Here is a 23,405-nt window from a genome sequence, read left to right as displayed (position 1 = left end):
TGGCGGTCTTGAGAATAGTTACTTAGCCGCAGAAACCCGCCACACCTTATTCCCCACATCATCCGCCACCAGCAAACCGCCCTGCTTGTCGATGACCACGCCAACCGGTCGTCCCATGGCTTGCCCGTCGCTGTTGAGGAACCCGGTCAGCACGTCGACCGGTGGCCCCTTCGGCTTGCCGCCCTCGAACGGTACGAAGATCACCTTGTAGCCGCTGTGCGGCTTGCGGTTCCACGAACCGTGCTGGCCGATAAACGCGCCGTTGATAAAGGGAGCTGGCAGTTTGCTGCCCTCGGCGAAGGTCAGGCCTAGCGAGGCGGTGTGTGGGCCTACGGCGTAGTCCGGCGCAATGGCTTTGGCCACCATATCCAGGTTTTGCGGCGTGACGCGTACATCCACGTGCTGCCCGTAGTAGCTGAAGGGCCAGCCATAAAAGGCGCCATCCTGGACCGAGGTGATGTAGTCCGGCACCAGGTCGCTGCCGATCTCATCGCGCTCGTTCACCGCCGTCCACAGCTTGCCGCTCTGCGGTTCCCAGGCCATGCCGTTGGGGTTGCGCAGGCCGGAGGCGAAGATGCGGTGTTGGCCGCTGGCGCGGTCGACTTCCCAGATCGCCGCGCGGCCTTGTTCCGCCTCCAGGCCGTTCTCGGCGACGTTGCTGTTGGAACCGACGCTCACATACAACTTGCTGCCGTCCTTGCTGGCCACCACGTTTTTCGTCCAGTGATGGTTGATGCTGCCCGCTGGCAGGTCGATGACCTTGCTGCCGGCGGTCTTGATCGCGGTTTCGCCCGTCTGATAGGCAAAGCGCAGCAGCTTGTCCGAATCGGCCACGTACAGGTCATTGCCCACCAGCGTCATGCCGAAGGGCGAGTTGAGGTTTTCCAGGAATACCGTGCGGGTCTCCGCGACCCCATCATGGTCGGCATCGCGCAGCAGGGTGATGCGGTTTGGGCTCGGCACACCGGCGCCGGCGCGGCCCATGACTTTCTCCATCACCCAGCCACGAATGCCTTTGGAGTCATCCGGCTTGGGCGGCGCGTTGGTTTGCGCCACCAGCACATCGCCGTTGGGTAATACGTACAGCCAGCGCGGGTGGTCCAGGCCTTCGGCGAAGGCCGCCACCTGGGTGCCGGCGGCGGCCGTGGGCTGGGTGCCCGCCGGCCAGCCAATGGCCGGGGCGATGTTCACCGTGGGGATCAGCGTCTTGTTCGGTTCCGGCAATCGCGGCGAGGGCCCGGTGCCGTCGGATACCTTCAGGGTCGAGCTTTCGCCGCAGGCGGCAAGGCTGCCCGCGAGCATGATCAGTAAGGCGAGTCTTGTTTTATGCATGGTTTTCTCCTGGATGCCTGTAAGGGTAGAGGTGTGCGTTGCGGCGATGGTTCAAGTACAAGGCCAGCTTTAATTGACGCTCCACCCCCAACCCACTAACCTTCGCGGCTTGTTCCAGGTGCTCTGTGACCTACGGGTCGACTGAGTGAAACAGGGAAGCCGGTGAGTGAGCGCACTTGTACACAGTGCTGCCGCGATTCCGGCGCTGCCCCCGCAACGGTAAATGAGTCAAAACGGTGCTGTTTGCCACTGTATCGCTCGCGATATGGGAAGGCGCGCCGTCGGCGTGCGCTCTAGCGCGCCACTCATGAGCCCGGAGACCGGCCCGGATCATCCAACAGCATCACGGTGGGCGATGCTTGGCTGTCTGTTTTTGATTTTTCCTGCCCGCCGTTTTTGTCCAGCCCCAACGGAGAGCTGCCATGACTGATTCCCCCGAGCGCGACGAACGCCACCTGGCGCGCATGCTGCGTAAAAAAGCCGTGATCGATGAGCGCATCGCCAATTCCCCGAACGAATGCGGCTTGCTGCTGGTGCTGACCGGCAACGGCAAAGGCAAGAGCAGCTCGGCATTTGGCATGCTGGCCCGCGCCATGGGCCATGGCATGCAGTGCGGTGTGGTGCAGTTCATCAAGGGGCGCAACAGCACCGGCGAAGAACTGTTCTTCCGCCGCTTCCCCGAGCAAGTGCGTTTCCATGTGATGGGCGAGGGCTTTACCTGGGAAACCCAGGACCGCCAGCGTGATATCGCGGCCGCCGAAGCCGCCTGGGCGGTGTCCCGCCAATTGCTGCAAGACCCGTCCATCGGTCTGGTGGTGCTGGATGAGCTGAACATCGCGCTCAAGCACGGCTATCTCGACCTGGATCAAGTCCTTGGCGATCTGCAAGCCCGCCCGCCGATGCAGCACGTGGTCGTCACCGGCCGTGGCGCCAAGCCCGAGCTGATCGAAATGGGCGACACCGTCACCGAGATGGGCATGCTCAAGCACGCGTTCCAGGCCGGTATCAAGGCACAGAAAGGCGTCGAACTTTGAATCAGCCCCGTCATTGCCCGGCCGTCTTGATCGCCGCACCGGCGTCCGGCCAGGGCAAAACCACGGTCACCGCCGCGCTGGCCCGTTTGCACCGCAACCTGGGGCGTAAGGTGCGCGTGTTCAAATGCGGCCCGGACTTCCTCGACCCGATGATTCACGAGCGCGCCAGCGGTGCGCCGGTGTATCAATTGGATATGTGGATGGTGGGCGAGCAGGAAAGTCGTCGCTTGCTGTGGGAAGCAGCGGGGGAGGCGGACCTGATCCTGATCGAAGGCGTGATGGGCCTGTTCGACGGCACGCCTTCCAGCGCTGACCTGGCGCGACACTTCGGTGTCCCGGTGCTCGGCGTGATCGATGGCACGGCCATGGCGCAGACCTTCGGCGCCCTGGCCCTCGGCCTGGCACGCTACCAGCCGGACTTGCCGTTCGCCGGGGTGCTGGCCAACCGCGTCGGCACCCTGCGCCATGCACAACTGCTTGAAGGCAGCCTCACCGAAGGCCTGCGCTGGTATGGCGCGCTGTCCCGCGAGACCGCTATCGAATTGCCCAGTCGCCACCTGGGCCTGGTGCAAGCCAGCGAACTGAATGACCTCGACCTGCGCCTGGACGCTGCCGCCCAGGCGTTGGGCAGCAGTTGCGAGGTCGCGTTACCGCCGCCGGTGACCTTTGCCGCACCGCCCGTGACCCGCGCCGAACCGTTGCTGGCCGGCGTGCGTATTGCCATCGCCCGTGACGAAGCCTTCGCCTTCACCTACGGTGCGAGCCTCGATCTGCTGCGGGCGATGGGCGCTGAGTTGAGCTTCTTCTCGCCGATCCACGATCGCCAATTGCCCGATGCCGACAGCCTCTATCTGCCGGGCGGTTACCCCGAATTGCATCACCAGGCGCTGTCGGAAAACACCGCGATGCTGGATGCGATCCGTGCCCATCACGCTGCCGGCAAACCGCTGCTCGCCGAGTGTGGCGGGATGCTTTATCTGTTGGACTCGCTCACTGATGTCGACGGCATCCGCGCCGAGCTGGTCGGCCTGCTGCAGGGCGATGCGGTGATGCAAAAAAAGCTCGCGGCCCTGGCCCTGCAAAGCGTCGAATTGCCCGAGGGTGTGTTGCGCGGTCATACCTATCACCACTCGCTGACCAGCACCGAATGGCAGCCCGTTGCCCGTGGCGTGAGCCCCAATGGTGGGCGCGGGGCCGAGGCGGTGTATCGGCAGGGGCGGCTGACCGCGTCCTACGTCCACTTCTATTTCCCTTCCAACCCCCGCGCCGTTGCTGCGCTGTTTGCGCCCGGCGAAGGCAAATCGCACTCGGCTAAACACCACGAATCCACTGCGGGAGCGGGCTTGCCCGCGATAGGCTCATGACCGACAACGCCTTCCCCGAAGCCGAGCGCCAGGCCGTCTACCGCGCCATAGCCGAGCGCCGTGACATGCGTCACTTCAGCGGCGGCGATGTGGCTCCCGAACTGCTGCACCGTTTGCTCCAGGCCGCACACCAGGCGCCGAGCGTTGGCTTGATGCAGCCGTGGCGGTTTATCCGCATCAGTGACCGCCAACTGCGTAGCCGGATTCAACAGTTGGTGGAGGAAGAACGCATACGCACCGCCGAAGCGTTGGGCGAGCGTTCCGATACATTTATGAAGCTCAAGGTCGAAGGCATCCACGACTGCGCCGAAGTGCTGGTGGCGGCGCTGATGGATGACCGCGAGCGGCATATCTTCGGCCGACGCACTTTGCCGGAAATGGACATGGCCTCGTTGTCCTGCGCGATCCAGAATCTGTGGCTGGCGGCGCGTGTCGAAGGCTTGGGCATGGGCTGGGTCTCGCTGTTCGAGCCGCAGGCCCTGGCCGACCTGCTGGGCTTGCCGCCCGGCGCGAAACCCCTGGCGGTGTTGTGCCTGGGGCCGGTCGAGGCGTTCTACCCGGCACCGATGTTGCAGCTCGAAGGCTGGGCCGAACCGCGGCCGCTGAGTGACATGTTGTATGAGAATACCTGGGGAGTGCGTCAATGAGTGTGGCCTTGCTGTGTGTCGCTGCGGTGGCGCTGGATGCGCTGCTGGGCGAGCCCAGGCGCGGGCATCCGCTGGTGGCGTTCGGCAATTTTGCCGCGCGTATCGAGCAGCGTTTCAACAGCGGTGGCCGTGGCTGGCGCAGCCATGGTGTGACCGCGTGGTTTATTGCGGTGGTGCCGCTGACGCTGCTGGCCACTGCGTTGTCGTGGGCGCCTTATATCGGTTGGGTGCTGGAGATCCTCGCGTTGTACTGTGCCCTCGGCATGCGCAGCCTCGGCGAACATGTGATCCCGGTGGCCCAGGCCTTGCGCAGCGATGACCTGGACGAAGCCCGTCGACGCGTGAGTTACCTGGTGAGTCGCCAGACCAGTGAGCTGGATCGCACTGAAGTGGCCCGCGCCGCCACTGAATCGGTGCTGGAGAACGGCAGTGACGCGGTCTTTGCCGCGCTGTTCTGGTTTGTCGTCGCGGGTGTGCCGGGCGTGGTGCTTTACCGCTTGAGCAACACCCTCGACGCGATGTGGGGCTATCGCAACGCACGCTTTGAGCGCTTCGGTTGGGCGGCGGCCAAGATCGACGACGTACTGAACTATATTCCGGCACGCCTGGTGGCGTTGACCTACGCCGTACTCGGTAAAACCCGGCTGGCGATCAAATGCTGGCGCCGCCAGGGTCCGACCTGGGATAGCCCCAACGCCGGTCCGGTGATGGCGGCGGGGGCAGGTGCCTTGGGCGTCGAGTTGGGCGGTGCCGCGATCTACCACGGTGAGCTGCACCAGCGCCCGCCACTGGGCGAAGGCCCGGCGGCGGATGCAGACGCCATCGACCGCGGCTGGCAACTGGTGCAGCGCGGCGTATGGTTGTGGCTGCTGATTCTATGCATCGGGGGGCAATTGTATGCTTGAGCACGGTGGCCGCCTGCGCAAGGCGGCGATTGAATACGGGATTGCCGAAGCCGAATGGCTCGACCTGTCCAGCGGCCTGGCGCCCTGGCCGTGGCCGGTCCCCGAGATTCCGTTGCGCGCCTGGGCGCGCCTGCCGGAAACCGACGATGGCCTCGAACAAGCCGCCAGCGAGTATTACGGCACCGCGCATTTATTGCCGGTGCCCGGTTCCCAGGCGGCGATCCAACTGCTGCCGCGTCTGCGTCGGGGTGGCAAGGTCGGTGTGCTGTCACCTTGTTACGCCGAGCACGCTGAGGCTTGGCGCCGCGCCGGCTACGTGGTGCGCGAAGTGCAGGAGCAGGAAGTCGACTTCTTTCTCGACAGCCTGGACGTGCTGGTGGTGGTCAACCCGAATAACCCGACCGGCCTGAGCCTGACCCCGCAACGCCTGCTGGATTGGCACGCGCGGCTGGCCCAGCGCGGTGGCTGGTTGGTGGTGGACGAAGCGTTCATGGACGTCACGCCGCACCTGAGCCTGGCCGGCCAGGCCCATCAGGTCGGCCTGATCGTGCTGCGTTCGTTCGGCAAGTTCTTCGGCCTGGCCGGTGTGCGCCTGGGATTTGTGTTGGCGGAGCGCCGGTTGCTCAAGCTGTTGGCCGAACAGGTTGGGCCATGGGCGGTCAGCGGGCCGACGCGGGTGATCGGCCAAGTGTGTCTGCGCGATACCGCCGGGCACACCCGGCAACGTAATCGTTGCCTGGAAGCCGGCCAGCGCTTGTTCGAATTGCTGGAACGCCAAGGCTTTCAACCCCAGGGCGGCTGCGCCCTGTTCCAATGGCTGATCACCCCTCACGCCGAACGCATGCACAACTTCATGGCCCAGCGCGGCATTCTGCTGCGCCTGTTTGTCCACGACAGCAGCCTGCGTTTTGGCCTGCCCGACACCGATGCCGACTGGCTGCGCCTTGAACAGGCGCTGATCGCCTACAAGGAAGCGCCATGAGTACGCTGATGGTGCAAGGCACGACGTCCGATGCCGGTAAAAGCACCCTGGTCACCGCCCTGTGTCGCTGGCTGGTGCGCCAGGGCGTGGCGGTGGTGCCGTTCAAACCGCAGAACATGGCGCTCAACAGCGCGGTAACGGCCGAAGGCGGCGAAATTGGCCGCGCCCAGGCGGTGCAGGCCCAGGCCGCCAACCTGGCGCCGCACACCGACATGAACCCGGTGCTGCTCAAACCCAACAGCGATACCGGCTCCCAAGTGATCATCCATGGCCGTGCCGTGACCAGCATGAACGCGGTGGCCTATCACGACTACAAAGCCATCGCGATGCACGCGGTGCTGGCGTCCCACGCGCGTTTGAGCGAAGCCTACCCGGTGGTGATGGTGGAAGGCGCAGGCTCCCCGGCGGAGATCAACCTGCGCGCCAATGACATTGCCAACATGGGCTTCGCCGAAGCCGTGGACTGCCCGGTGCTGCTGATCGCCGACATCAATCGCGGCGGCGTGTTCGCGCATCTGGTCGGCACCCTCGAATTGCTTTCGGCCAGCGAGCAGGCGCGGGTCAAGGGCTTCATCATCAACCGCTTTCGCGGCGATATCGCCTTGTTGCAGCCGGGGCTGGATTGGCTGGAAGCACGCACCGGCAAGCCGGTGGTCGGCGTATTGCCCTACGTGATGGACCTGCATCTGGAAGCCGAAGACGGCATCGACCAGCGCCAGATCGACAAGGCTGCCCAGGTGCTCAAGGTGGTCGTCCCGGTATTGCCGCGCATCAGCAATCACACCGACTTCGACCCGCTGCGCCTGCATCCCCAGGTGGACTTGCAGTTCATCGGCCCGGGCCAGCCGATTCCTGGCGCCGACCTGATTATCTTGCCGGGCTCGAAAAGCGTGCGCAGTGACCTCGCGTACCTGCGTGCCAATGGCTGGGACACGGCGGTGGCGCGGCACTTGCGCTACGGCGGCAAGGTGCTGGGGATTTGCGGCGGGTTGCAGATGCTCGGCGAGCAGGTGCATGACCCGCTCGGGCTCGAGGGGCCGGCCGGGTCGAGTGCAGGCCTGGGCTGGCTGGCGTTCAGTACGACGCTGGAGGAGCACAAGCAACTGCGCAATGTGCGTGGGCGCCTGCTGCTGGAGGACGCCGAGGTCAGTGGTTATGAGATCCACGCAGGGGTGACGTCCGGCGCGGCCTTGTCGAACGCGGCCGTGTTGCTGGACGACGGCCGCAGCGATGGCGCGCAGAGCCCCGACGGGCAGATCTTCGGCACCTACCTGCACGGCTTGTTCGAAACCCCTGCCGCGTGCAGCGCCTTGTTGCGCTGGGCCGGTTTGCAGGCGGTACAGGAGGTGGATTACCACGCCCTGCGTGAGCGCGATATCGAGCGCTTGGCCGACCTGGTGGACAACCATCTGGATACCGCGCTGTTGCGCACATTGTGTGGGGTTTGACGGTGTACATGCGCTCAAACGGTGGGAGCTGGCTTGCCTGCGATGGCATCAATCGGATTTCCCTGAGGCAGCGAGGTGCCCTCCCATGCTCCAACTGATCCTCGGCGGCGCCCGTTCCGGCAAAAGCCGCCTCGCCGAAAAACTTGCCGGCGACAGCGCGTTGCCCGTCATTTATATCGCCACCAGCCAACCGCTGGACGGCGAGATGAACCAGCGCGTCGCCCTGCATCGCCAGCGTCGCCCAGATGCCTGGGGCCTGATCGAAGAACCGATCGAACTGGCACGGGTGCTGCGTGAAAACGCCGCGCCCGAGCGCTGCCTGCTGGTGGATTGCCTCACGCTCTGGCTGACCAATCTGTTGCTGCTCGATAACCCCGAGCGCCTGGCTTTTGAGCGTGACCAATTACTGGAAAGCCTGGCCTCATTGCCCGGTGAAATCCTGTTTGTCAGCAACGAGACCGGTTTGGGTGTCGTGCCGCTGGGCGAATTGACTCGCCGCTATGTGGATGAAGCCGGTTGGCTGCATCAAGCCTTGGCCGAACGGTGTCAGCGTGTTGTCCTGACCGTTGCCGGCCTGCCCCTGACTTTGAAAGGTACTGCGTTATGACGGAAACCTGGTGGCTCAACCCGTGCAAGGCCAGCGACGCTTTGGCGTATCAACAGGCCTTGGCGCGCCAACAGCAATTGACCAAGCCGGCCGGCTCCCTCGGCCAGTTGGAAGCGTTGGCGGTGCAGTTGGCCGGCTTGCAAGGTCGGGTCAAACCTACGCTGGAGCAGGTGTGGATCGCCATCTTTGCCGGCGACCACGGCGTGGTGGCCGAAGGCGTGTCGGCGTATCCCCAGGCAGTCACCGCGCAGATGCTGCATAACTTTGTCTCCGGCGGTGCGGCCATCAGCGTATTGGCGCAGCAACTGACGGCGCAGTTGGAAGTGATCGACCTCGGCACGGTGACGCCGTCGCTGAACCTGCCCGGTGTGCGTCACCTGAATATCGCAGCGGGCACCGCCAACTTCGTCAACGCCCCGGCGATGACCGAAGCACAAGGGCGGCTGGCGCTGCAGGCCGGTCGCGACAGCGCGCGCCGTGCGTTGGCGAGCGGCGCGCAGTTGTTTATCGGCGGCGAGATGGGGATCGGCAACACCACCGCCGCCAGCGCGTTGGCGTGTGCCTTGCTCGATTGCCCGGTCAGTGATTTGACCGGGCCGGGCACCGGCTTGGATGCCCAGGGCGTCAGCCACAAAGTCGCGGTCATCGAACGTGCGCTGGCCGTGCACGCCGCGCAACGCGGTGACGCGTTGCAAACCCTGTTCAACCTCGGCGGGTTGGAGATTGCAGCGTTGGTCGGTGCCTATCTGGCCTGCGCCCAGGATGGCATTGTGGTGCTGGTGGACGGCTTTATCTGCAGCGTCGCGGCGTTGGTCGCCACGCGGCTGAACCCGGCATGCCGTGAGTGGCTGGTGTTCGGCCATCGCGGCGCCGAGCCGGGCCATCGCCACGTACTGCACAGCCTCGACGCACAACCGTTGCTCGAACTCGGTCTGCGACTCGGCGAAGGCAGCGGCGCGGCCCTGGCGGTGCCGCTGCTGCGCCTGGCCTGTGCGCTGCACGGGCAGATGGCCACATTCGCCGAAGCCGCCGTGGCGGACCGCCCGGCATGACCTTGCACCTGGACCTGTTGCGCCACGGCGAAACCGAATTGGGCGGTGGCCTGCGCGGCAGCCTCGACGATGCGCTCACCGCAAACGGCTGGGCGCAAATGCGCGCTGCCGTGGCCGAGCAGGGCCCGTGGGATCGCCTGATCAGTTCGCCGCTGCAACGGTGCGCGCGGTTTGCGCAAGAGCTCGGCGCAACACTCAACGTGCCAGTGAGCCTGGAAAAGGCTCTGCAGGAATTGCACTTCGGTGCCTGGGAAGGGCAGAGCGCGGCGGCGTTGATGGAGACCGACGCCGAAGGGCTGGGCGCGTTCTGGGCCGACCCCTATAGCTTCACGCCACCTGACGGTGAACGTGTCAGCGACTTTTCCGATCGGGTCCTCGGCGCGGTCTCACGCTTGCATCAGGCTTATGCCGGCCAGCGTGTGTTGTTGATCAGCCACGGTGGCGTGATGCGTCTGCTGCTGGCCCGGGCGCGCGGTTTGCCCCGAGCGCAGTTGCTGAATGTCGAAGTCGGCCATGGCGCGCTGTTCAGCCTGCAGGTCGCGGCCGACGGCGTGTTGAAGGAAGGGCGCTGAACATGCTGCCGTTCTGGATCGCCCTGCAGTTCCTGAGCAGCCTGCCGATTCGTCTGTCGGGCATGCCGCAACCGCAGGAACTGGGGCGCTCACTGCTGTTTTATCCGCTGGTGGGCCTGTTGTTCGGCCTGCTGTTGTGGGGCCTGAACCTCGCGTTGGCGGGCGCGCCGTTGTTGCTGCACGCCGCGTTGTTACTGACGGCCTGGGTGTTGCTCAGCGGCGGCTTGCACCTGGACGGGCTGGCGGACAGCGCGGACGCCTGGCTCGGTGGGTTCGGCGATCGCGAACGCACCCTGACCATCATGAAAGACCCACGTAGCGGGCCGATCGCCGTGGTCACCCTCGGCCTGGTATTGCTGCTCAAGTTCACCGCGCTGGTGGCGCTGATCGAGCAGCACAATGGCGCAGCGCTGATCCTCGCGCCGCTGATCGGGCGTGCGTCGATGCTCGCGCTGTTTCTCACTACACGCTATGTGCGTGCCGGAGGATTGGGCCAGGCATTGTCGGATCACTTACCGAGGATTGTCGGCCAGCAGGTGCTGATCCTCAGCGGTCTGGCCTGCCTGCTGATCGGTGGTTTCAGCGGCGGGATCGCGGTCCTGCTCGCGGCGCTGTGCTTTATCGGCCTGCGCCACCTGATGGTCAAGCGCCTCGGCGGCACCACGGGCGACACCGCCGGCGCGCTGCTGGAGCTGCTGGAAGTGGCGGTTCTGGTCGGTCTGGCGCTGTAACACTTGCTTGCATTTGCTGAATCGCGGGTATATACACGTTCCATGCTTGCCTCCCAATGTTTATGCACCAACCTGCGACGTGCCGCCCGTGGCGTCAGCAGGCATTACGACGGCGCTCTCGACGGCTTCGGGATCAACGTCGCCCAGTATTCTTTGCTGTGTAATCTGCAGCGTCTCGATCAGCCGAGTATTTCCAGCCTGGCCGACGCCATGGGCCTGGATCGCAGTACGTTGGGGCGCAACCTGCGTGTACTGGAAGGCGAAGGCCTGGTGCGGTTGGTCGAGGGCGACGATCTGCGCAACCGCCTGGTGCTGTTGACCGAAGCCGGCGCGGCGCGATTGGCAGCGGCCTTGCCGGCCTGGGAGGCGGCGCAGCAGAAATTGATTGATCGGTTGGGCGCGGAAAAACGCGAAACCCTGTTGGCCTTGCTGGATGAACTCGCCTGAACGGGGGTTTGTTCGACTACAAGCGGGTATATACCCGTAAATGGAGAATAAGAAATGACTTCGATGTGGCGCACCAGTGGCTGGATTCTTGTGGGGAGTGCGCTGATCCTGGCGTTGTCCCTGGGTGTGCGGCATGGCTTCGGGCTGTTCCTGGCGCCGATGAGCGCCGAATTCGGCTGGGGACGTGAGACGTTTGCCTTTGCCATTGCTTTGCAGAACCTGATCTGGGGCCTGGCGCAGCCGTTCACCGGCGCCCTGGCCGACCGCTTTGGGGCGAGCAAGGCGGTGTTGGTTGGCGGTGTGTTGTACGCCGTCGGCCTGGTGCTGATGGGGATGTCCGATTCGGCGTGGTCGTTATCGTTGAGCGCCGGTTTGTTGATTGGTATTGGCCTGTCCGGCACCTCGTTTTCGGTGATTCTGGGCGTGGTCGGCCGTGCCGTGCCACCGGAAAAACGCAGCATCGCCATGGGCATTGCGAGTGCCGCCGGTTCTTTCGGCCAGTTCGCCATGGTGCCGGGCACCCTGGGCTTGATCAGTTGGCTGGGTTGGTCGGCGGCACTGCTGGCGCTGGGCTTGATGGTGGCGCTGATTCTGCCGCTGGTGAGCATGCTCAAGGATCGGCCGCTGCCTGTCATGGCCGGGCAGCAAACCTTACGTGAAGCGCTGAAGGAAGCCTGCTCCCACTCCGGGTTCTGGCTACTGGCGTTCGGTTTTTTCGTCTGCGGTTTCCAAGTGGTGTTTATCGGCGTGCATCTGCCGGCTTACCTGATCGATCAGCATTTGCCGGCGACTACCGGCACCACCGTCTTGGCCTTGATCGGCCTGTTTAATATCGCCGGCACCTACACCGCCGGCTGGCTCGGCGGGCGCATGTCCAAGCCGCGCCTGCTGACCGGCCTGTACCTGTTGCGGGCGGTGGTGATCGGGCTGTTCCTGTGGGCGCCGGTGACTGAAGTCTCGGCCTACCTGTTCGGTATGGCGATGGGCTTCTTGTGGTTGTCCACAGTACCGCTGACCAATGGTACGGTCGCGACGCTGTTTGGTGTGCGAAACCTCTCGATGCTCGGTGGGATCGTGTTCCTGTTCCACCAGCTCGGTTCGTTCCTCGGCGGCTGGTTGGGTGGGGTGGTCTATGATCGAACCGGCAACTACGATTTGATCTGGCAAGTGGCGATTCTCTTGAGCCTGCTCGCCGCCGCTCTGAACTGGCCGGTGCGTGAGCGGCCGGTGGCGCGGTTGCAGACGCAGATGGAGGTAGCATGAGTTCCAATGGCTATTGGCTGGTTGGGGCAGGGGCGGCAACGCTTCTGCTGCTTCTGGCGTGGTGGGGCTGGCAGCGCGGTGGGCTGGCGTTGATGCAACTGGGTATGTCGATCTGTTAAGTTCGTGGTCTGACTCCTTTGAAGGACACACGATATGCAGATGCGCTGGCTTGCAGTACCCGTCCTGATGGCTGCTTTTGGCGGTGCGGCCATGGCTGCCAGTTGCCCGCCGTTGCTGGAGGGGCAGTTGCCCAAGTTGCGCGCCAAGGAATCCATCGACCTGTGCCAGCGCTTTGCCGGTAAGCCTCTGGTGATCGTCAATACCGCCAGCTTCTGTGGGTTTGCGCCGCAATTCAAAGGCCTCGAGGCGTTATACCAGCGCTACAAGGGCCAGGGCCTGGAAGTGATTGGCGTGCCTTCCGATGACTTCAAGCAGGAAGCCAAGACCGGTGAGGAAACCGCCAAGGTTTGCTACGTGAATTATGGCGTTACCTTCACCATGACCGAGCCGCAGACGGTCAAGGGGCCGGATGCCGTGCATCTGTTCAAGATACTGGCGCAGCAGAGCAGCGCGCCAAAGTGGAATTTCTACAAGTACGTGGTGGATCGCCAGGGCAAGGTGATCGCCAATTTTTCCAGCCTGACCAAGCCGGACAGCCCGGACTTGCTCAAAGCGGTGGAAGAGGCGTTAGCGTCGAAACCCTGATCGTTACCCATTGAAAAGCCCCGCCTCCTTTGCAGGAGAGCGGGGCTTTTTTTCACCGGTCTGAATCAGAAGGTGTAAGTCATGCCCAGGCCGAAACCGTTGGCACTGTTGTCGTATTTGGCGTGGTAGCTCGGCGCGGTGCTGCGATCAATATTGACCTTCTCTTCCTTCAGGTAGGAGTAAGCCAGGTCGACGGTCATGTTATCCATGACTTTGTAGCCCAAGCCCATACTGAAGATCGTGCGGTCACCGGTCGGGATACGTGGCGAACGATCGGTGTTGTTGGTCGGCGACTGGTCGAAGGACAGGCCGGTACGCAGCACGACCTGCTTGGTCAACTGATACGAGGTGCCCACAGCGTAAGCCCAGGTGTCGTGCCAGTTTTGCGGCTCGCTGATGCTGGTGAGTTGGCTCGGCGCGGCGATGCCGCCGGCACTGGTCACGCCTTGGTTGTTGACGGTGATTTCTTTCAGGCGACTCCAGCGTGTCCAGGTGGCACCGCCGTAGAGTTTCCAGGCATCGGTCAGGTCCTGAGTCACCGACAGGTCGTAGGACTCAGGCGTCTCGATCTTCAGCGAAGCGTCGTAACGGTTGTTGCGCAGGACCGCTTGGGTCTGGGCCGGGCCGCTGATTGTGGTGTGGCCTTCGAGCTTGTAGTTGACCTTCGAGTGGTAGGTCAAGCCGACTCGGGTGGTATCGGTCGCCTGGACCAACACGCCGACGTTGAAGCCCAGCGCGGTGTCGTCACCCTTGATCTTGACGTTGGTGTCTGCAACATTCGGGTTGAGGGTTTTGTCCGACTCAAGCACACCGGAAATCCGGTTGATGGTCGGGCCGAAACCGATGGACACCTTGTCATTGAACGCATAGCTGACAGTCGGCTGGAAGGTCATGACCTTGACTTCGCTTTTGCTGCCGTAGCCCTTGCCCTGATAGCCGCGTTCATAATCGGTCACCAGGCCGAACGGTGCGTAGACACCGAAGCCGACTGACCACTGATCGTTGAGTTTGTTGGTGTAGAAGCCGAACGGAACGGCGATAAATGGAACCATGTCGCCTTTGTTGGTTCCGCGCGCGGTGCCGCTGGTGTCTTTGATATCGGTCGATGCATCAATGGCTGCAACGCCACCAGTGATTTGCTGGCCGTTCAGGCGAGACATGCCGGCAGGGTTACCGTAGACAGTGCTTGCATCATCGGCAGAGGAGGAGCGACCTGCGAAACCCGTACCCATCCCGCTGACGCTCTGTTCGTTGAGTGCAAAACCGCTTGCGAACAGTTGGGAGGATGCCATGGCAACGGCGAGGCTAAGTGTGGTCTTGAGCATTACTTTTTTCATTATTAGAACTCCGTGTGATCACCGCAGCGGAAAGTATCAACAAATTACACATCACGCTATAGGCTGTAACACTGGAGATAGAGCGGTTTTGTAGGACAATCCTACCAAAATCGCGGCTTTTTAGCGAATATTGCAAATTTCCCGATCAGCAAGCCACCTGATTCATGGATGAAACACAGGATTTCCAGGCATGGGTGAAATCGCGAAGGCGGCCTTGAGGGTGAAATATTTCTTTCCAGATACGCGCCATGGCCAATACATCTCCCGGTGCGGGCAAGACGAGGCGCTGTTGTTCCACCAGCAGCCAGGCGATGGCCGTGGCGTAACGCAGGTTAACGGTCAGCTCAAGCTGGGGCGCGCTGAGGAAAGCATGCTGGCTGGCCAGGCCGCGCACCAGGCTGGCGCGTTCCGGGTCCAGCGCCAGGTAGGTGTCCCATAGGGCGCGGTGGCGTGGTTCGGTGATGCTATACAGGCCGTGGCCGCGACGGTCGTGCAAGGCGGAGCCAAGTTCCGACTGGCTGGCGGCGATGCCCAGCAACAGAGATTCAGCCGTCTGGTCGTGGCGCCCGAGGTAAATAAGCGTCGGCTTGATCACATAACGACACAATTCGCTGGCAGCGATACCCATACTCGCCTCAATCCGTGAAAGTGGTCGACGAAGCCTGAGCGGGTGGGGGCTTGGCAGCGGTGGATCGGATCTCAGGCCCGTCGGAAGCGGATCAAGCCGCTTGAGTTGAAGTGTAGTGTCATATTCGTGGTGTAAAGGACTGTTTTTAAAACATCTTCTTTAATCAGTTATAACGTTTATATCTATTTGTGCTGAGTGAAAACATTCAAATCCTGAATATCAGGCAATAAAAAACCCTGCGTTTTAAACAGGGTTTTTGTGTTTCAGCAGCTCGGGTCGATCAGGCAACCAGTGCCTGACGGGTACGCTCGATCACGGCCTGCAGCGGTTCTGCGCTGGAGTATTGATCGGGGTACAGGCGTTCGCTGTGACGAGCGATACCGTGTTCGTTGACCAGGGTGAAGCTGAAGCAGCCTTTGCGAGCGGCCATGATCAGACAGTTCATTGGTGCAAAAGCGTTGGTGAGGGTGCGAATGGCATCCTGAGTATGGATTTGAGTGGACATATTATTGGTGTTCCTACAAATAACACGGTTAAGAACCGCGCAACGTTAAAACGTTCCAGTGACGTTGATCACCATTGATCGAACGAAGAACCCGACTGGAACAAAGCAGCCAGTTTGAAGCGCTAATAGTTTAGGCGCGCTTGGGCTGGCAGGTAGGTACTTAGGAGGGCAGGCAACACAACAGGGGCAAAGGTTCTGGGCCCAGGGTGAAGATCCTGATCAATTGGCAGGTTGGTTCGGTCAGAGTATTGATACTTCGCGACACCCTTTGCTTGTTCAAAGGCTGTGTCGTCGCAAGTGATACCTGGAAACCATCGAGGTGGTCGATCCCGTGTTGTTCAGGGGAGTTGTTCGACCAGAATTGACTTTCAGCTTGGTACTAACACTGCCGATGATAACGGATTGAAGCGATGAATGAAAGCGTGCTAACAAAAAAACTTCAATCAGCCGTCCAGCAGCCCGTGATACACCAGTACCGTGACGGCTGCCGCCAATGAACAGCCCAGTGCATACGCGGCCAGGGTCAGTCGCAGGGACTGGCCGGTCTCGACCACTTTTATCACATCGCCCATGTCGTTGATCCTGCCTTCGCCCAACTCAATGCTCAGGCTGATGGCAGTGAATGCCGCAGAGAGCAGGATCGCGATGGCGAACAATGCGCCGTCGGGCGAGGGTAGTGCGGCATTGACTCCCAGGGAGGTCGCGCAGATAGCCAGCAGCAACACAGTGAATAACAGAATTCCTTTCATCGACCCGCACGTGGTTGCGTTGTAGGTGGGGCAGTGTGGCGACCTGCACTGAATTTGAAAAGTCCCTGCCTGGCCGTGCCGGTAACATATTCAAGCAGTGTCGGATCAAAAAACACCGGCGATATAACCAGGGAAGAGGGGCTTGTACACATTGTTCACAGTATGTGTCACCGGCCTGTCAAGTGTTTCGAATTGGCTCCGTTTGCCTGCAATGAAAATTTAAGTCAATGAAAAATATCGCTTTTTTTTATTGGTGAAAAAATCGTCAGTTTGACTGCGGCCCCCATTCCATGGGGCTTTGCGCGAGTTAAAGGAGGGTTGTCCACTGAGTTATCCACAGCTTCTGTGGATTGTCCCAAGCGCTTGCTCTAGCACGGGCGTGCAGGTTTTTTTCGGCTTTACCTGTACGAAAAAAAGAGTAGAGTGGCGCGCCTTCCGTTCTGTCCCGCAGTGCTTTATGAAGTTTCGCTCAGTGTCACCTTCTGCTACCGACACCCCTCCGGCTGTTACCCCACCCAAGCGCTTCTCCTTGAAAGTCGCATTGTGGTTGCTCGACAGCCCGCGCCTAGGCCACAGCACCAACGTCAAACATTTTGCCGGGCGCTTGCTCAAACAGCCGGCCCGTGACGGCGTTGTCGCCGCGCAAAGCCGACTCGGCCAATTGATGTGCCGCGAATGTGGTAATGCCCGCGACCGCCGTATCGGCCACGACCTCCTGCGCCTGGCCGCTCGCGCTGGCGACCGCCGCGCCCAGCGTGAATTGGGCCAGGTCGAAGACTGAGCTGTCCTCAACTCCCTTGCTTGGTTAACCTTGCTCTTTTTCGGTGATGGCAGACATGGCTATGGCTTTTGACTGGACCAGTATTGCCCTGGGACTTGCTGGCGCGGCAGTGCCGTTATTGGCCGTGTGCTGGCAGCTTCAGCGGCGCTTGGCCGCGCGCATGGCCGGCTGGGAGTTGCTTGAAGAGCGCCTGGCCACTGCGCAACTGGCCCAGGAAGGTTTGGCTGCCCAACTGGACGCCAGTCGTGACGAGATCAGCGACCTCAGCCAGGCCAATGCCGCCAAGCAGGCTGACTTGGCCGCCGTGCGTCGCGAAGTCGAATTGCTGCAGATCGATCGCGACAACGCCCGCGACGCGGCTCACGCCTGGAACCTCGACCGCAGCGCCAAGGAAGCCGAACTGCGCCGCCTTGACGCGTTGTCGGCGGCCTTGCGTGCGGAGCTGCGCGAGCAACAGGAAAGCCATCAACAACGCCTCGCTGACCTGCAGGGCGCGCGGGACGAGTTGCGGGCGCAGTTCGCCGAACTGGCCGGGAAGATTTTCGACGAGCGTGAACAGCGCTTTGCCGAAACCAGCCAGGAGCGCCTCGGGCAGTTGCTTGATCCCTTGAAAGAACGCATCCAGTCTTTCGAAAAGCGTGTCGAAGAAAGCTATCAGAACGAAGCTCGCGAACGCTTTTCCCTGGGCAAGGAGCTTGAACGCCTGCAGCAACTGAACCTGCGTCTGTCGGACGAAGCCACGAACTTGACCCGCGCGCTCAAGGGCCAGAAGACCCAGGGCAACTGGGGCGAGCTGATCCTTGAGCGTGTGCTGGAACACGCCGGCCTGGAGAAGGGCCGCGAGTACCAAACCCAGGTCAGCCTGAAAGGCCCGGACGGTGAGCGCTTCCAGCCGGACGTGCTGATTATGTTGCCCGATGACAAACAGGTGGTGGTGGACTCCAAAGTCAGCCTGACCGCCTATCAACAGTATGTGGCGGCGGACGATGATGTGATCGGCCAGGCCGCGCTCAAACAGCACGTGCTGTCCCTGCGCAATCACGTCAAGGGCCTGGCCGGTAAGGACTACAAGCGCCTGGAGGGCTTGCACAGCCTGGATTTCGTGTTGCTGTTCGTGCCGATTGAAGCCGCTTTTTCCGCAGCCTTGCAGGCCGAGCCCAATCTGTTCCAGGAAGCGTTCGACCGCCATATCGTCATTGTCAGCCCCACCACCTTGCTCGCCACCCTGCGGGTCATCGACAGTCTTTGGAAACAGGAGCGTCAGAGCCAGAACGCCCGGGAAATCGCCGAGCGCGCCGGCTGGCTGTACGACAAGTTCGTGCTGTTTATCCAGGATCTGGATGAAGTGGGCAACCGTCTGCAGCAGTTGGATAAGGCTTACAGCGCCGCGCGGAATAAGCTGACAGATGGTCGCGGTAATCTGGTCAGCCGCACCGAACAATTAAGGTTGCTCGGCGCCCGCGCCAGCAAGAGCCTGCCCGCCGATCTGCTGGAGCGGGCAATGACCGATGCCGACGGTGTGGCGCACTTACCCGAATAGAGTCGGGTCAATGTCGGAGCTATCGAGCCTCGGCAATGGATTGAGTTCAGCCTGATTAAAGCGGTAGATGCCGACTGAGCAACGCCCGCAACGCCGCGGGCTTCACCGGCTTGGCCAGATAATCCAGCCCCGCGGCATGCACTTGCGCCACCATCTCCGGACGGCCGTCGGCGCTGATGACCACGCCGGGGATCGGCTCAGCCAACTGCGTGCGCAGCCAAGCCATCAGCTCCGTGCCGGTTTCGCCGTGGTCCAGGTGGTAATCCACCAGCGCCAGTTGTGGGCGCACGCCGTCGGCCAGCAGCGCGGCGCACTGCGCCTGGTCGGTGGCGGTCCATACTTCGCAGCCCCAACGCGTCAGCAGGCTGCGCATGCCTATCAGGATGCTTTCTTCGTTATCCACACACAGCACCTGCGCGCCACTCAGGGGCAGACCATTTTCCTGCACGGTCTTGATCGGCGGGCTGGTCTGGTTGCGAGCCAGCGGCACGCGCACGCTGAACACGCTGCCCTTGCCCGGCCATGAACGCACGCTCAGGTGATGGTCCAATACGCGGCACAGGCCATCGGCGATCGCCAGGCCGAGGCCGAGGCCTTTTTCAGCGCGGGTCTGGTGGCTGTCCAGACGCTTGAACTCCTCGAAAATCACCTTCTGTTTATCCTGCGGGATGCCAGGACCGCGATCCCATACTTCCAGGCTCAGCTCGCCCTCGTGTCGGCGTACGCCCAGCAGCACCGGGCCGTCGGCATAGCGGAATGCATTCGTCAGAAAGTTCTGCAAAATGCGCCGCAGCAACTTGATGTCACTGTCGACCCGCAAATGACTGCCGCGCAAGCGGAAGCGCAAGCCTTGTTCCTGGGCCAGTGCCTTGAATTCGGCACCGAGTGTGTCGAACAGTTCGTTGAGCACGAACGGCTGGCGTTGCGGGTTGATCTTGCCGTTTTCCAGGCGCGAGATGTCCAGCAGGTCGCTGATCAGGTCTTCGGCGGAACGCAGCGAGCTGTCCAGGTGTTGCACCAGTTGCCGGGCTTCGCTCGACAGGCCATCGTTCTGGTGAGAGAGGGCGGAGGAGAACAGGCGTGCAGCGTTCAGCGGTTGCATCAGGTCATGGCTGACCGCTGCGAGAAAGCGGGTCTTCGATTGGTTTGCGGACTCGGCCACGCCCTTGGCATCGGTGAGCGCCACGTTGAGCTGCGACAGCTCGTGTGTACGCTCGGTGACCCGTCGTTCCAAGCCCTCGTTCGCCTCGGTCAGTGCGTGTTCGGCCTCGCGGAACGCGGTGATGTCGGTGAAGCTCATGACGAAACCGCCGCCGGGCATCGGGTTGCCGATCAGTTCGATCACCCGTCCATTCGGGAACAGGCGTTCGGAGGTGTGCGCGCGGCCTTGGCGCATCCAGTGCAGGCGTCGCGCCACATGCACTTCGGCCTCGCCCGGACCGCACAAGCCGCGCTCGGCGTTGTAGCGAATGATGTCGGCAATCGGCCGGCCGACGCTGATCAAGCCTTCGGGGTAGTTGAACAGCTCCAGGTAACGGCGGTTCCACGCCACTAACTTGAGAGACTGATCCACCACGCTGATGCCCTGGGTGATGTTTTCGATGGCGCCTTGTAGCAGGGCTCGATTGAATTGCAGCACTTCGGAGGCTTCGTCGGCGATCCGTACTACGTCCTCCAGCAGCATGTCCCTACCTTCAATCGCGGCCTTTACGACGGCGCGAGTCGAGGAGGCGCCGAGTACGCCCGCCAGCAGGCGTTCGGTATGCGCGATCCAATCGTTATCGGCATTTTGGTTGGGGTTGAAGCCTTTGCCTTGGCGATAGGCGAAGCGGATAAAACTTTGCTGGGCGCGTTCTTCCCCGACAAAGCGCGCGGCCAGGCTCAGCAGGTCGCTGATCTGGACCGACAACATGGAGCGAGTGCTGGCGCGTTGGCTGGTTTCCTGGCCGATGAAGCGTCCGGCCTGCCAGTGTTCGGACACCCGGGTACGCGAGAGCATCGAAACCCAGACGAACAGCGTGAAGTTGCCCGCCAGGGAGAACACGGTGCCCAGGGTCAGCGAGGTGAGGGGCAAGCCGAGCGGGTGGGAATGCAACCAGGTCAGACCCGGGAAAAGGCTGAGCGACCAGCCCAGGCTTTTCGCGGTAACCGGTAGGACCAAGGTGTAGAACCACAGGAACGTGCCCGCCGCCAAGCCGGCAAACACGCCGCGCCGATTCGCCGGTTTCCAATACAGCGCGCCAAGCATGGCGGGTGCCAGTTGGGTCACTGCGGCGAAAGCGATCTGGCCGATAGTCGCCAGGCTCGCGCTGGAGCCCAGCAATCGGTAGCTGACATAAGCCAGCAGCAGGATGATCACGATGCTGACGCGGCGTACCGACAGCAACCAATGGCGGAACACTTCAAACGGCCGTTCCGCGCTGGAACGGCGCAACAACCAAGGCAGCACCATGTCGTTGGAAACCATGGTCGACAACGCAATGCTCGCAACAATCACCATGCCGGTGGCGGCCGATGCGCCACCAATGAACGCCAGCAAGGCGAGGGCCGGATGGGCCTCGGCCAAGGGCAGGCTGATCACGTAGGAATCGGGCGGCACCGAGCCGGGCAAGAGCATTTTGCCGCCGAGGGCGATCGGCACGACAAACAGTGCTGCGAGGATCAGGTACGCAGGGAACACCCATTTGGCCAGGCGCAAATCCTGGGGGTCGATGTTTTCCACGACGGTGACGTGAAACTGCCGGGGCAGGCAGATGATCGCCATCATCGCGACGCCGGTCTGTACCACCATCGTTGGCCAGTTGACGGTTTCTTTCCAGTATTCCTCCAGCCGTGGCGCCAGCATCGCCTGGCTGAACAAATCGCCGAAACCGTCGTAGAGGCCGTAGGTCACAAACGCACCGACCGCGAGAAACGCGAACAGCTTGACGATCGATTCAAAGGCAATCGCCAGCACCATGCCGCGGTGGTGTTCGGTGGCGTCGAGGTTGCGCGTACCGAAGACAATGGTGAACAACGCCAGCACCAGCGACACGATCAGCGCCGTGTCCTGAGCTCGGGTGCCGGTAGCATCCGCGCCAGCGCCGATCAGCAGGTTCACCCCAAGTACGATGCCCTTGAGTTGCAGGGCGATGTAAGGCAGCACGCCGACCATGCAGATCAGCGCGACCACCACCGCCAACGATTGGGATTTGCCGTAGCGTGCGGCGATAAAGTCAGCGATAGAGGTGATGTTTTCCTGCTTGCTGATCAGAATCATCTTTTGCAGGACCCAAGGGGCCAATACCAGCAACAGCACCGGTCCCAGGTAGATCGGTATAAACGCCCACAGTTGTTCGGCCGCCTGGCCTACGGCGCCGAAGAAGGTCCAACTGGTGCAATAAACGGCCAGCGACAGGCTGTACACCCAGGCACGCATACGCGGCGGCAGCGGCGCATGGCGGCGGTCACCGTAAAAGGCGATGGCAAACATAGTGGCCATATAGGCCAAGGCAACGGCGGCGATCAGCCCGCTGGACAGCGTCATGGTAACTCCGGACATAAACACACCCAGGCGTTTCGAGCCCGGTCGGACAGTCTCGCATGATGCCTGGGGATTAGTCAGTGTCGACCAAGGTCTCGTGAGCACTAATGTCGCAGGGGCTGGTGTTAAAGAGGCTCAGCGCGGCGGCAGGGTTTTCTGGCGCAGGATGTAGATCGTCACCAGCACCGCACTGGTCAGCATGAAGCCCCGCGCCCAGGGTAGAGGCACCAGGTAGCAGGAAAAACCGATGCTCAGCCACATCAGGCCGATGGCGTAGACCTTGCCCTTGAGCGGGATGCCATTGCCGTCCAGGTAGTCACGAATCCATGGGCCCAGGCGCGGATGTTCCACCAGCCAGTCGTAGAAACGTGGGGAGCTTCGCGCGAAGCAGGCGGCGGCAAGAAGCAGGAAGGGGGTGGTTGGCAATACCGGCAGGAAAATACCGATCACTCCCAGCGCTACGCTCAGCCAACCGATGGCCAGTAGTGCATAACGCAGGAGCGGCGAGCGCTTGCCCATGGGTATCACGGGCAGGCGACTCAGTGGTGACGGGGCTTGAGGAGCGCCGGTTTTTCGTCAGGGGCGTTGCACAGCAGGTACAGGGCGGTCAGGGCTTCCGGGATCTGTACGATCATGTCGTCCATCAGGTTGGCGTCGGTGGCGATGTCGGAGAACTCCGGCTGGTCGTCGAACAGGCCTGAACCGACCATGATTGGCAGCAGCATTTCGCTGACTTCTTCTTCGGCGGTTTCGAACCAGGCGGCTTCGCGCAGGAACACGCCTTCCATGAAGCCGATGCACCAGCCGCGCAGGTCGGAGTCGTCCGGATCTTCGCCCAGGTCCAGGTCGCACGGCAGCTCGAATTCCTCATCGGAGGCCAGTTGGCGACCGATGTGGGCCTTGAGGGCGAGCAGGGTGGCTTCGATCTCTTCGCGCTGGGTGGCGTCAGCGTAGTGAGGTTCTTCGGCGAACAAGGCGTCGATCCACTCACGGTCCGGCACGATGTCGGAAGAAATCGACAGGGCGGTCAGGTAGCCGTGGGCGGCCACGTAGTCCAGCGCCTCGTCATGCAGCTCATCGGCGTCGAGGAAGGCTTGCAGGCGGGTTAGTTGCTCAGCGAAGGACATTGAAGGACTACCTTGGGAATAAACGATGCTGAATTCTAGGCTTTCTTGAGCGCCCCGGCCAGCCACACTGCATATTTGGCCGGTTTTCGATAGCGGCCGCTGTTCGTCAGCCGCGCCCTTTGCCGG

The 23,405-nt window shown here is 62.1% G+C and carries 24 protein-coding genes and 1 riboswitch; of the genes, 16 read left to right on the top strand and 8 right to left on the bottom strand.

The features are described from left to right. Positions 1–18: 18 nt before the first annotated feature. On the bottom strand, positions 19–1,332 hold the full coding sequence (locus J2Y83_RS20475; protein WP_253397761.1) for a PQQ-dependent sugar dehydrogenase: 1,314 nt from the start codon (positions 1,330–1,332) through the stop codon (positions 19–21). Positions 1,333–1,431: 99 nt separating this feature from the next. Continuing rightward, a riboswitch (cobalamin riboswitch) is annotated at positions 1,432–1,675 on the top strand. Positions 1,676–1,754: 79 nt separating this feature from the next. Here J2Y83_RS20475 and cobO point away from each other — a divergent pair. The 14 genes from cobO to J2Y83_RS20410 all read left to right on the top strand — a co-directional run bounded on the left by cobO (position 1,755) and on the right by J2Y83_RS20410 (position 13,089). Next, the gene (gene cobO, locus J2Y83_RS20470) at positions 1,755–2,366 is read left to right on the top strand and encodes a cob(I)yrinic acid a,c-diamide adenosyltransferase (RefSeq protein ID WP_253397759.1); all 612 of its coding nucleotides are present in this window, start codon (positions 1,755–1,757) and stop codon (positions 2,364–2,366) included. Then, positions 2,363–3,730: a cobyrinate a,c-diamide synthase gene (locus J2Y83_RS20465; protein WP_253397757.1), complete on the top strand. Its 1,368-nt coding sequence runs from the start codon at positions 2,363–2,365 to the stop codon at positions 3,728–3,730. Before cobO ends, J2Y83_RS20465 begins: the two co-directional genes overlap by 4 nt. Further along, a complete protein-coding gene (gene bluB / locus J2Y83_RS20460) occupies positions 3,727–4,377 on the top strand; it encodes a 5,6-dimethylbenzimidazole synthase (RefSeq protein ID WP_253397756.1) in 651 nt (216 codons plus the stop codon). Before J2Y83_RS20465 ends, bluB begins: the two co-directional genes overlap by 4 nt. After that, positions 4,374–5,282: an adenosylcobinamide-phosphate synthase CbiB gene (gene cbiB, locus J2Y83_RS20455; protein ID WP_253397754.1), complete on the top strand. Its 909-nt coding sequence runs from the start codon at positions 4,374–4,376 to the stop codon at positions 5,280–5,282. Before bluB ends, cbiB begins: the two co-directional genes overlap by 4 nt. Then, positions 5,275–6,264: a threonine-phosphate decarboxylase CobD gene (gene cobD / locus J2Y83_RS20450; protein WP_253397751.1), complete on the top strand. Its 990-nt coding sequence runs from the start codon at positions 5,275–5,277 to the stop codon at positions 6,262–6,264. Before cbiB ends, cobD begins: the two co-directional genes overlap by 8 nt. Further along, entirely contained in the window at positions 6,261–7,712 is a 1,452-nt protein-coding gene (locus J2Y83_RS20445) for a cobyric acid synthase (RefSeq protein ID WP_253397749.1), read from the top strand. The genes cobD and J2Y83_RS20445 overlap by 4 nt, the downstream gene beginning before the upstream one ends. An 85-nt stretch (positions 7,713–7,797) precedes the next feature. Then, entirely contained in the window at positions 7,798–8,319 is a 522-nt protein-coding gene (cobU, locus tag J2Y83_RS20440) for a bifunctional adenosylcobinamide kinase/adenosylcobinamide-phosphate guanylyltransferase (RefSeq protein WP_253397747.1), read from the top strand. After that, a complete protein-coding gene (gene cobT / locus J2Y83_RS20435; protein WP_253397745.1) occupies positions 8,316–9,371 on the top strand; it encodes a nicotinate-nucleotide--dimethylbenzimidazole phosphoribosyltransferase in 1,056 nt (351 codons plus the stop codon). The genes cobU and cobT overlap by 4 nt, the downstream gene beginning before the upstream one ends. Next, on the top strand, positions 9,368–9,943 hold the full coding sequence (gene cobC, locus J2Y83_RS20430; protein WP_253397743.1) for an alpha-ribazole phosphatase family protein: 576 nt from the start codon (positions 9,368–9,370) through the stop codon (positions 9,941–9,943). The genes cobT and cobC overlap by 4 nt, the downstream gene beginning before the upstream one ends. Before the next feature lie 2 nt (positions 9,944–9,945). After that, positions 9,946–10,674 (top strand): adenosylcobinamide-GDP ribazoletransferase, encoded by a 729-nt coding sequence (locus J2Y83_RS20425; RefSeq protein ID WP_253397741.1) that lies wholly within the window; start codon positions 9,946–9,948, stop codon positions 10,672–10,674. A 42-nt stretch (positions 10,675–10,716) separates the two neighbouring features. Beyond that, complete coding sequence (locus J2Y83_RS20420; protein ID WP_247405041.1) at positions 10,717–11,121, top strand: MarR family winged helix-turn-helix transcriptional regulator; 405 nt, start codon at positions 10,717–10,719, stop codon at positions 11,119–11,121. A 63-nt stretch (positions 11,122–11,184) separates the two neighbouring features. After that, the gene (locus tag J2Y83_RS20415) at positions 11,185–12,384 is read left to right on the top strand and encodes an MFS transporter (RefSeq protein WP_253400424.1); all 1,200 of its coding nucleotides are present in this window, start codon (positions 11,185–11,187) and stop codon (positions 12,382–12,384) included. Then, positions 12,381–12,503, top strand: a complete 123-nt coding sequence (locus tag J2Y83_RS29625; protein ID WP_269816499.1) for a hypothetical protein — start codon at positions 12,381–12,383, stop codon at positions 12,501–12,503. The genes J2Y83_RS20415 and J2Y83_RS29625 overlap by 4 nt, the downstream gene beginning before the upstream one ends. 34 nt (positions 12,504–12,537) lie before the next feature. Beyond that, the gene (locus J2Y83_RS20410; RefSeq protein WP_198718059.1) at positions 12,538–13,089 is read left to right on the top strand and encodes a glutathione peroxidase; all 552 of its coding nucleotides are present in this window, start codon (positions 12,538–12,540) and stop codon (positions 13,087–13,089) included. Positions 13,090–13,154: 65 nt separating this feature from the next. On the opposite strand, the gene J2Y83_RS20405 is transcribed toward J2Y83_RS20410, so the two are convergent. The 4 genes from J2Y83_RS20405 to J2Y83_RS20390 form a co-directional block, all read right to left on the bottom strand. Continuing rightward, positions 13,155–14,426: an OmpP1/FadL family transporter gene (locus tag J2Y83_RS20405; RefSeq protein WP_253397739.1), complete on the bottom strand. Its 1,272-nt coding sequence runs from the start codon at positions 14,424–14,426 to the stop codon at positions 13,155–13,157. 145 nt (positions 14,427–14,571) lie between these two features. Continuing rightward, positions 14,572–15,054: a hypothetical protein gene (locus J2Y83_RS20400; RefSeq protein WP_253397737.1), complete on the bottom strand. Its 483-nt coding sequence runs from the start codon at positions 15,052–15,054 to the stop codon at positions 14,572–14,574. A 280-nt stretch (positions 15,055–15,334) separates the two neighbouring features. Then, positions 15,335–15,559, bottom strand: coding sequence for a hypothetical protein (locus J2Y83_RS20395; protein ID WP_007898912.1), 225 nt, complete (start codon positions 15,557–15,559; stop codon positions 15,335–15,337). A 443-nt stretch (positions 15,560–16,002) separates the two neighbouring features. Continuing rightward, positions 16,003–16,308, bottom strand: a complete 306-nt coding sequence (locus J2Y83_RS20390) for a hypothetical protein (protein ID WP_253397735.1) — start codon at positions 16,306–16,308, stop codon at positions 16,003–16,005. Between the two features lie 457 nt (positions 16,309–16,765). On the opposite strand from J2Y83_RS20390, the gene J2Y83_RS20385 reads away from it, so the two are divergent. Both J2Y83_RS20385 and rmuC read left to right on the top strand, forming a co-directional pair. Next, entirely contained in the window at positions 16,766–17,089 is a 324-nt protein-coding gene (locus tag J2Y83_RS20385; RefSeq protein ID WP_253397733.1) for a sel1 repeat family protein, read from the top strand. Between the two features lie 175 nt (positions 17,090–17,264). Then, a complete protein-coding gene (gene rmuC, locus J2Y83_RS20380; RefSeq protein WP_198718061.1) occupies positions 17,265–18,629 on the top strand; it encodes a DNA recombination protein RmuC in 1,365 nt (454 codons plus the stop codon). 55 nt (positions 18,630–18,684) lie between these two features. On the opposite strand, the gene J2Y83_RS20375 is transcribed toward rmuC, so the two are convergent. The 3 genes from J2Y83_RS20375 to J2Y83_RS20365 form a co-directional block, all read right to left on the bottom strand. After that, the gene (locus J2Y83_RS20375) at positions 18,685–22,155 is read right to left on the bottom strand and encodes a hybrid sensor histidine kinase/response regulator (RefSeq protein ID WP_253397731.1); all 3,471 of its coding nucleotides are present in this window, start codon (positions 22,153–22,155) and stop codon (positions 18,685–18,687) included. A 132-nt stretch (positions 22,156–22,287) separates the two neighbouring features. Further along, positions 22,288–22,671 (bottom strand): YbaN family protein, encoded by a 384-nt coding sequence (locus J2Y83_RS20370; protein WP_198718053.1) that lies wholly within the window; start codon positions 22,669–22,671, stop codon positions 22,288–22,290. 20 nt (positions 22,672–22,691) lie between these two features. Further along, positions 22,692–23,279, bottom strand: coding sequence for a YecA family protein (locus J2Y83_RS20365; RefSeq protein WP_253397729.1), 588 nt, complete (start codon positions 23,277–23,279; stop codon positions 22,692–22,694). Positions 23,280–23,405 lie beyond the last annotated feature (126 nt).

Source organism: Pseudomonas marginalis, assembly GCF_024169655.1.
Taxonomy (GTDB): Bacteria; Pseudomonadota; Gammaproteobacteria; order Pseudomonadales; family Pseudomonadaceae; genus Aquipseudomonas; species Aquipseudomonas paraveronii.
This window is presented reverse-complemented; position numbering and strand designations above follow the sequence as displayed.

Coding starts and splice junctions, on each gene's coding strand:
- J2Y83_RS20475 (WP_253397761.1), bottom strand. CDS start 1,332: ATGCATAAAACAAGACTCGCCTTACTGATCATGCTCGCGGGCAGCCTT.
- cobO (WP_253397759.1), top strand. CDS start 1,755: ATGACTGATTCCCCCGAGCGCGACGAACGCCACCTGGCGCGCATGCTG.
- bluB (WP_253397756.1), top strand. CDS start 3,727: ATGACCGACAACGCCTTCCCCGAAGCCGAGCGCCAGGCCGTCTACCGC.
- cbiB (WP_253397754.1), top strand. CDS start 4,374: ATGAGTGTGGCCTTGCTGTGTGTCGCTGCGGTGGCGCTGGATGCGCTG.
- cobD (WP_253397751.1), top strand. CDS start 5,275: ATGCTTGAGCACGGTGGCCGCCTGCGCAAGGCGGCGATTGAATACGGG.
- J2Y83_RS20445 (WP_253397749.1), top strand. CDS start 6,261: ATGAGTACGCTGATGGTGCAAGGCACGACGTCCGATGCCGGTAAAAGC.
- cobU (WP_253397747.1), top strand. CDS start 7,798: ATGCTCCAACTGATCCTCGGCGGCGCCCGTTCCGGCAAAAGCCGCCTC.
- cobT (WP_253397745.1), top strand. CDS start 8,316: ATGACGGAAACCTGGTGGCTCAACCCGTGCAAGGCCAGCGACGCTTTG.
- cobC (WP_253397743.1), top strand. CDS start 9,368: ATGACCTTGCACCTGGACCTGTTGCGCCACGGCGAAACCGAATTGGGC.
- J2Y83_RS20425 (WP_253397741.1), top strand. CDS start 9,946: ATGCTGCCGTTCTGGATCGCCCTGCAGTTCCTGAGCAGCCTGCCGATT.
- J2Y83_RS20420 (WP_247405041.1), top strand. CDS start 10,717: ATGCTTGCCTCCCAATGTTTATGCACCAACCTGCGACGTGCCGCCCGT.
- J2Y83_RS20415 (WP_253400424.1), top strand. CDS start 11,185: ATGTGGCGCACCAGTGGCTGGATTCTTGTGGGGAGTGCGCTGATCCTG.
- J2Y83_RS29625 (WP_269816499.1), top strand. CDS start 12,381: ATGAGTTCCAATGGCTATTGGCTGGTTGGGGCAGGGGCGGCAACGCTT.
- J2Y83_RS20410 (WP_198718059.1), top strand. CDS start 12,538: ATGCAGATGCGCTGGCTTGCAGTACCCGTCCTGATGGCTGCTTTTGGC.
- J2Y83_RS20405 (WP_253397739.1), bottom strand. CDS start 14,426: ATGAAAAAAGTAATGCTCAAGACCACACTTAGCCTCGCCGTTGCCATG.
- J2Y83_RS20400 (WP_253397737.1), bottom strand. CDS start 15,054: ATGGGTATCGCTGCCAGCGAATTGTGTCGTTATGTGATCAAGCCGACG.
- J2Y83_RS20395 (WP_007898912.1), bottom strand. CDS start 15,559: ATGTCCACTCAAATCCATACTCAGGATGCCATTCGCACCCTCACCAAC.
- J2Y83_RS20390 (WP_253397735.1), bottom strand. CDS start 16,308: ATGAAAGGAATTCTGTTATTCACTGTGTTGCTGCTGGCTATCTGCGCG.
- J2Y83_RS20385 (WP_253397733.1), top strand. CDS start 16,766: ATGAAGTTTCGCTCAGTGTCACCTTCTGCTACCGACACCCCTCCGGCT.
- J2Y83_RS20375 (WP_253397731.1), bottom strand. CDS start 22,155: ATGACGCTGTCCAGCGGGCTGATCGCCGCCGTTGCCTTGGCCTATATG.
- J2Y83_RS20370 (WP_198718053.1), bottom strand. CDS start 22,671: ATGGGCAAGCGCTCGCCGCTCCTGCGTTATGCACTACTGGCCATCGGT.
- J2Y83_RS20365 (WP_253397729.1), bottom strand. CDS start 23,279: ATGTCCTTCGCTGAGCAACTAACCCGCCTGCAAGCCTTCCTCGACGCC.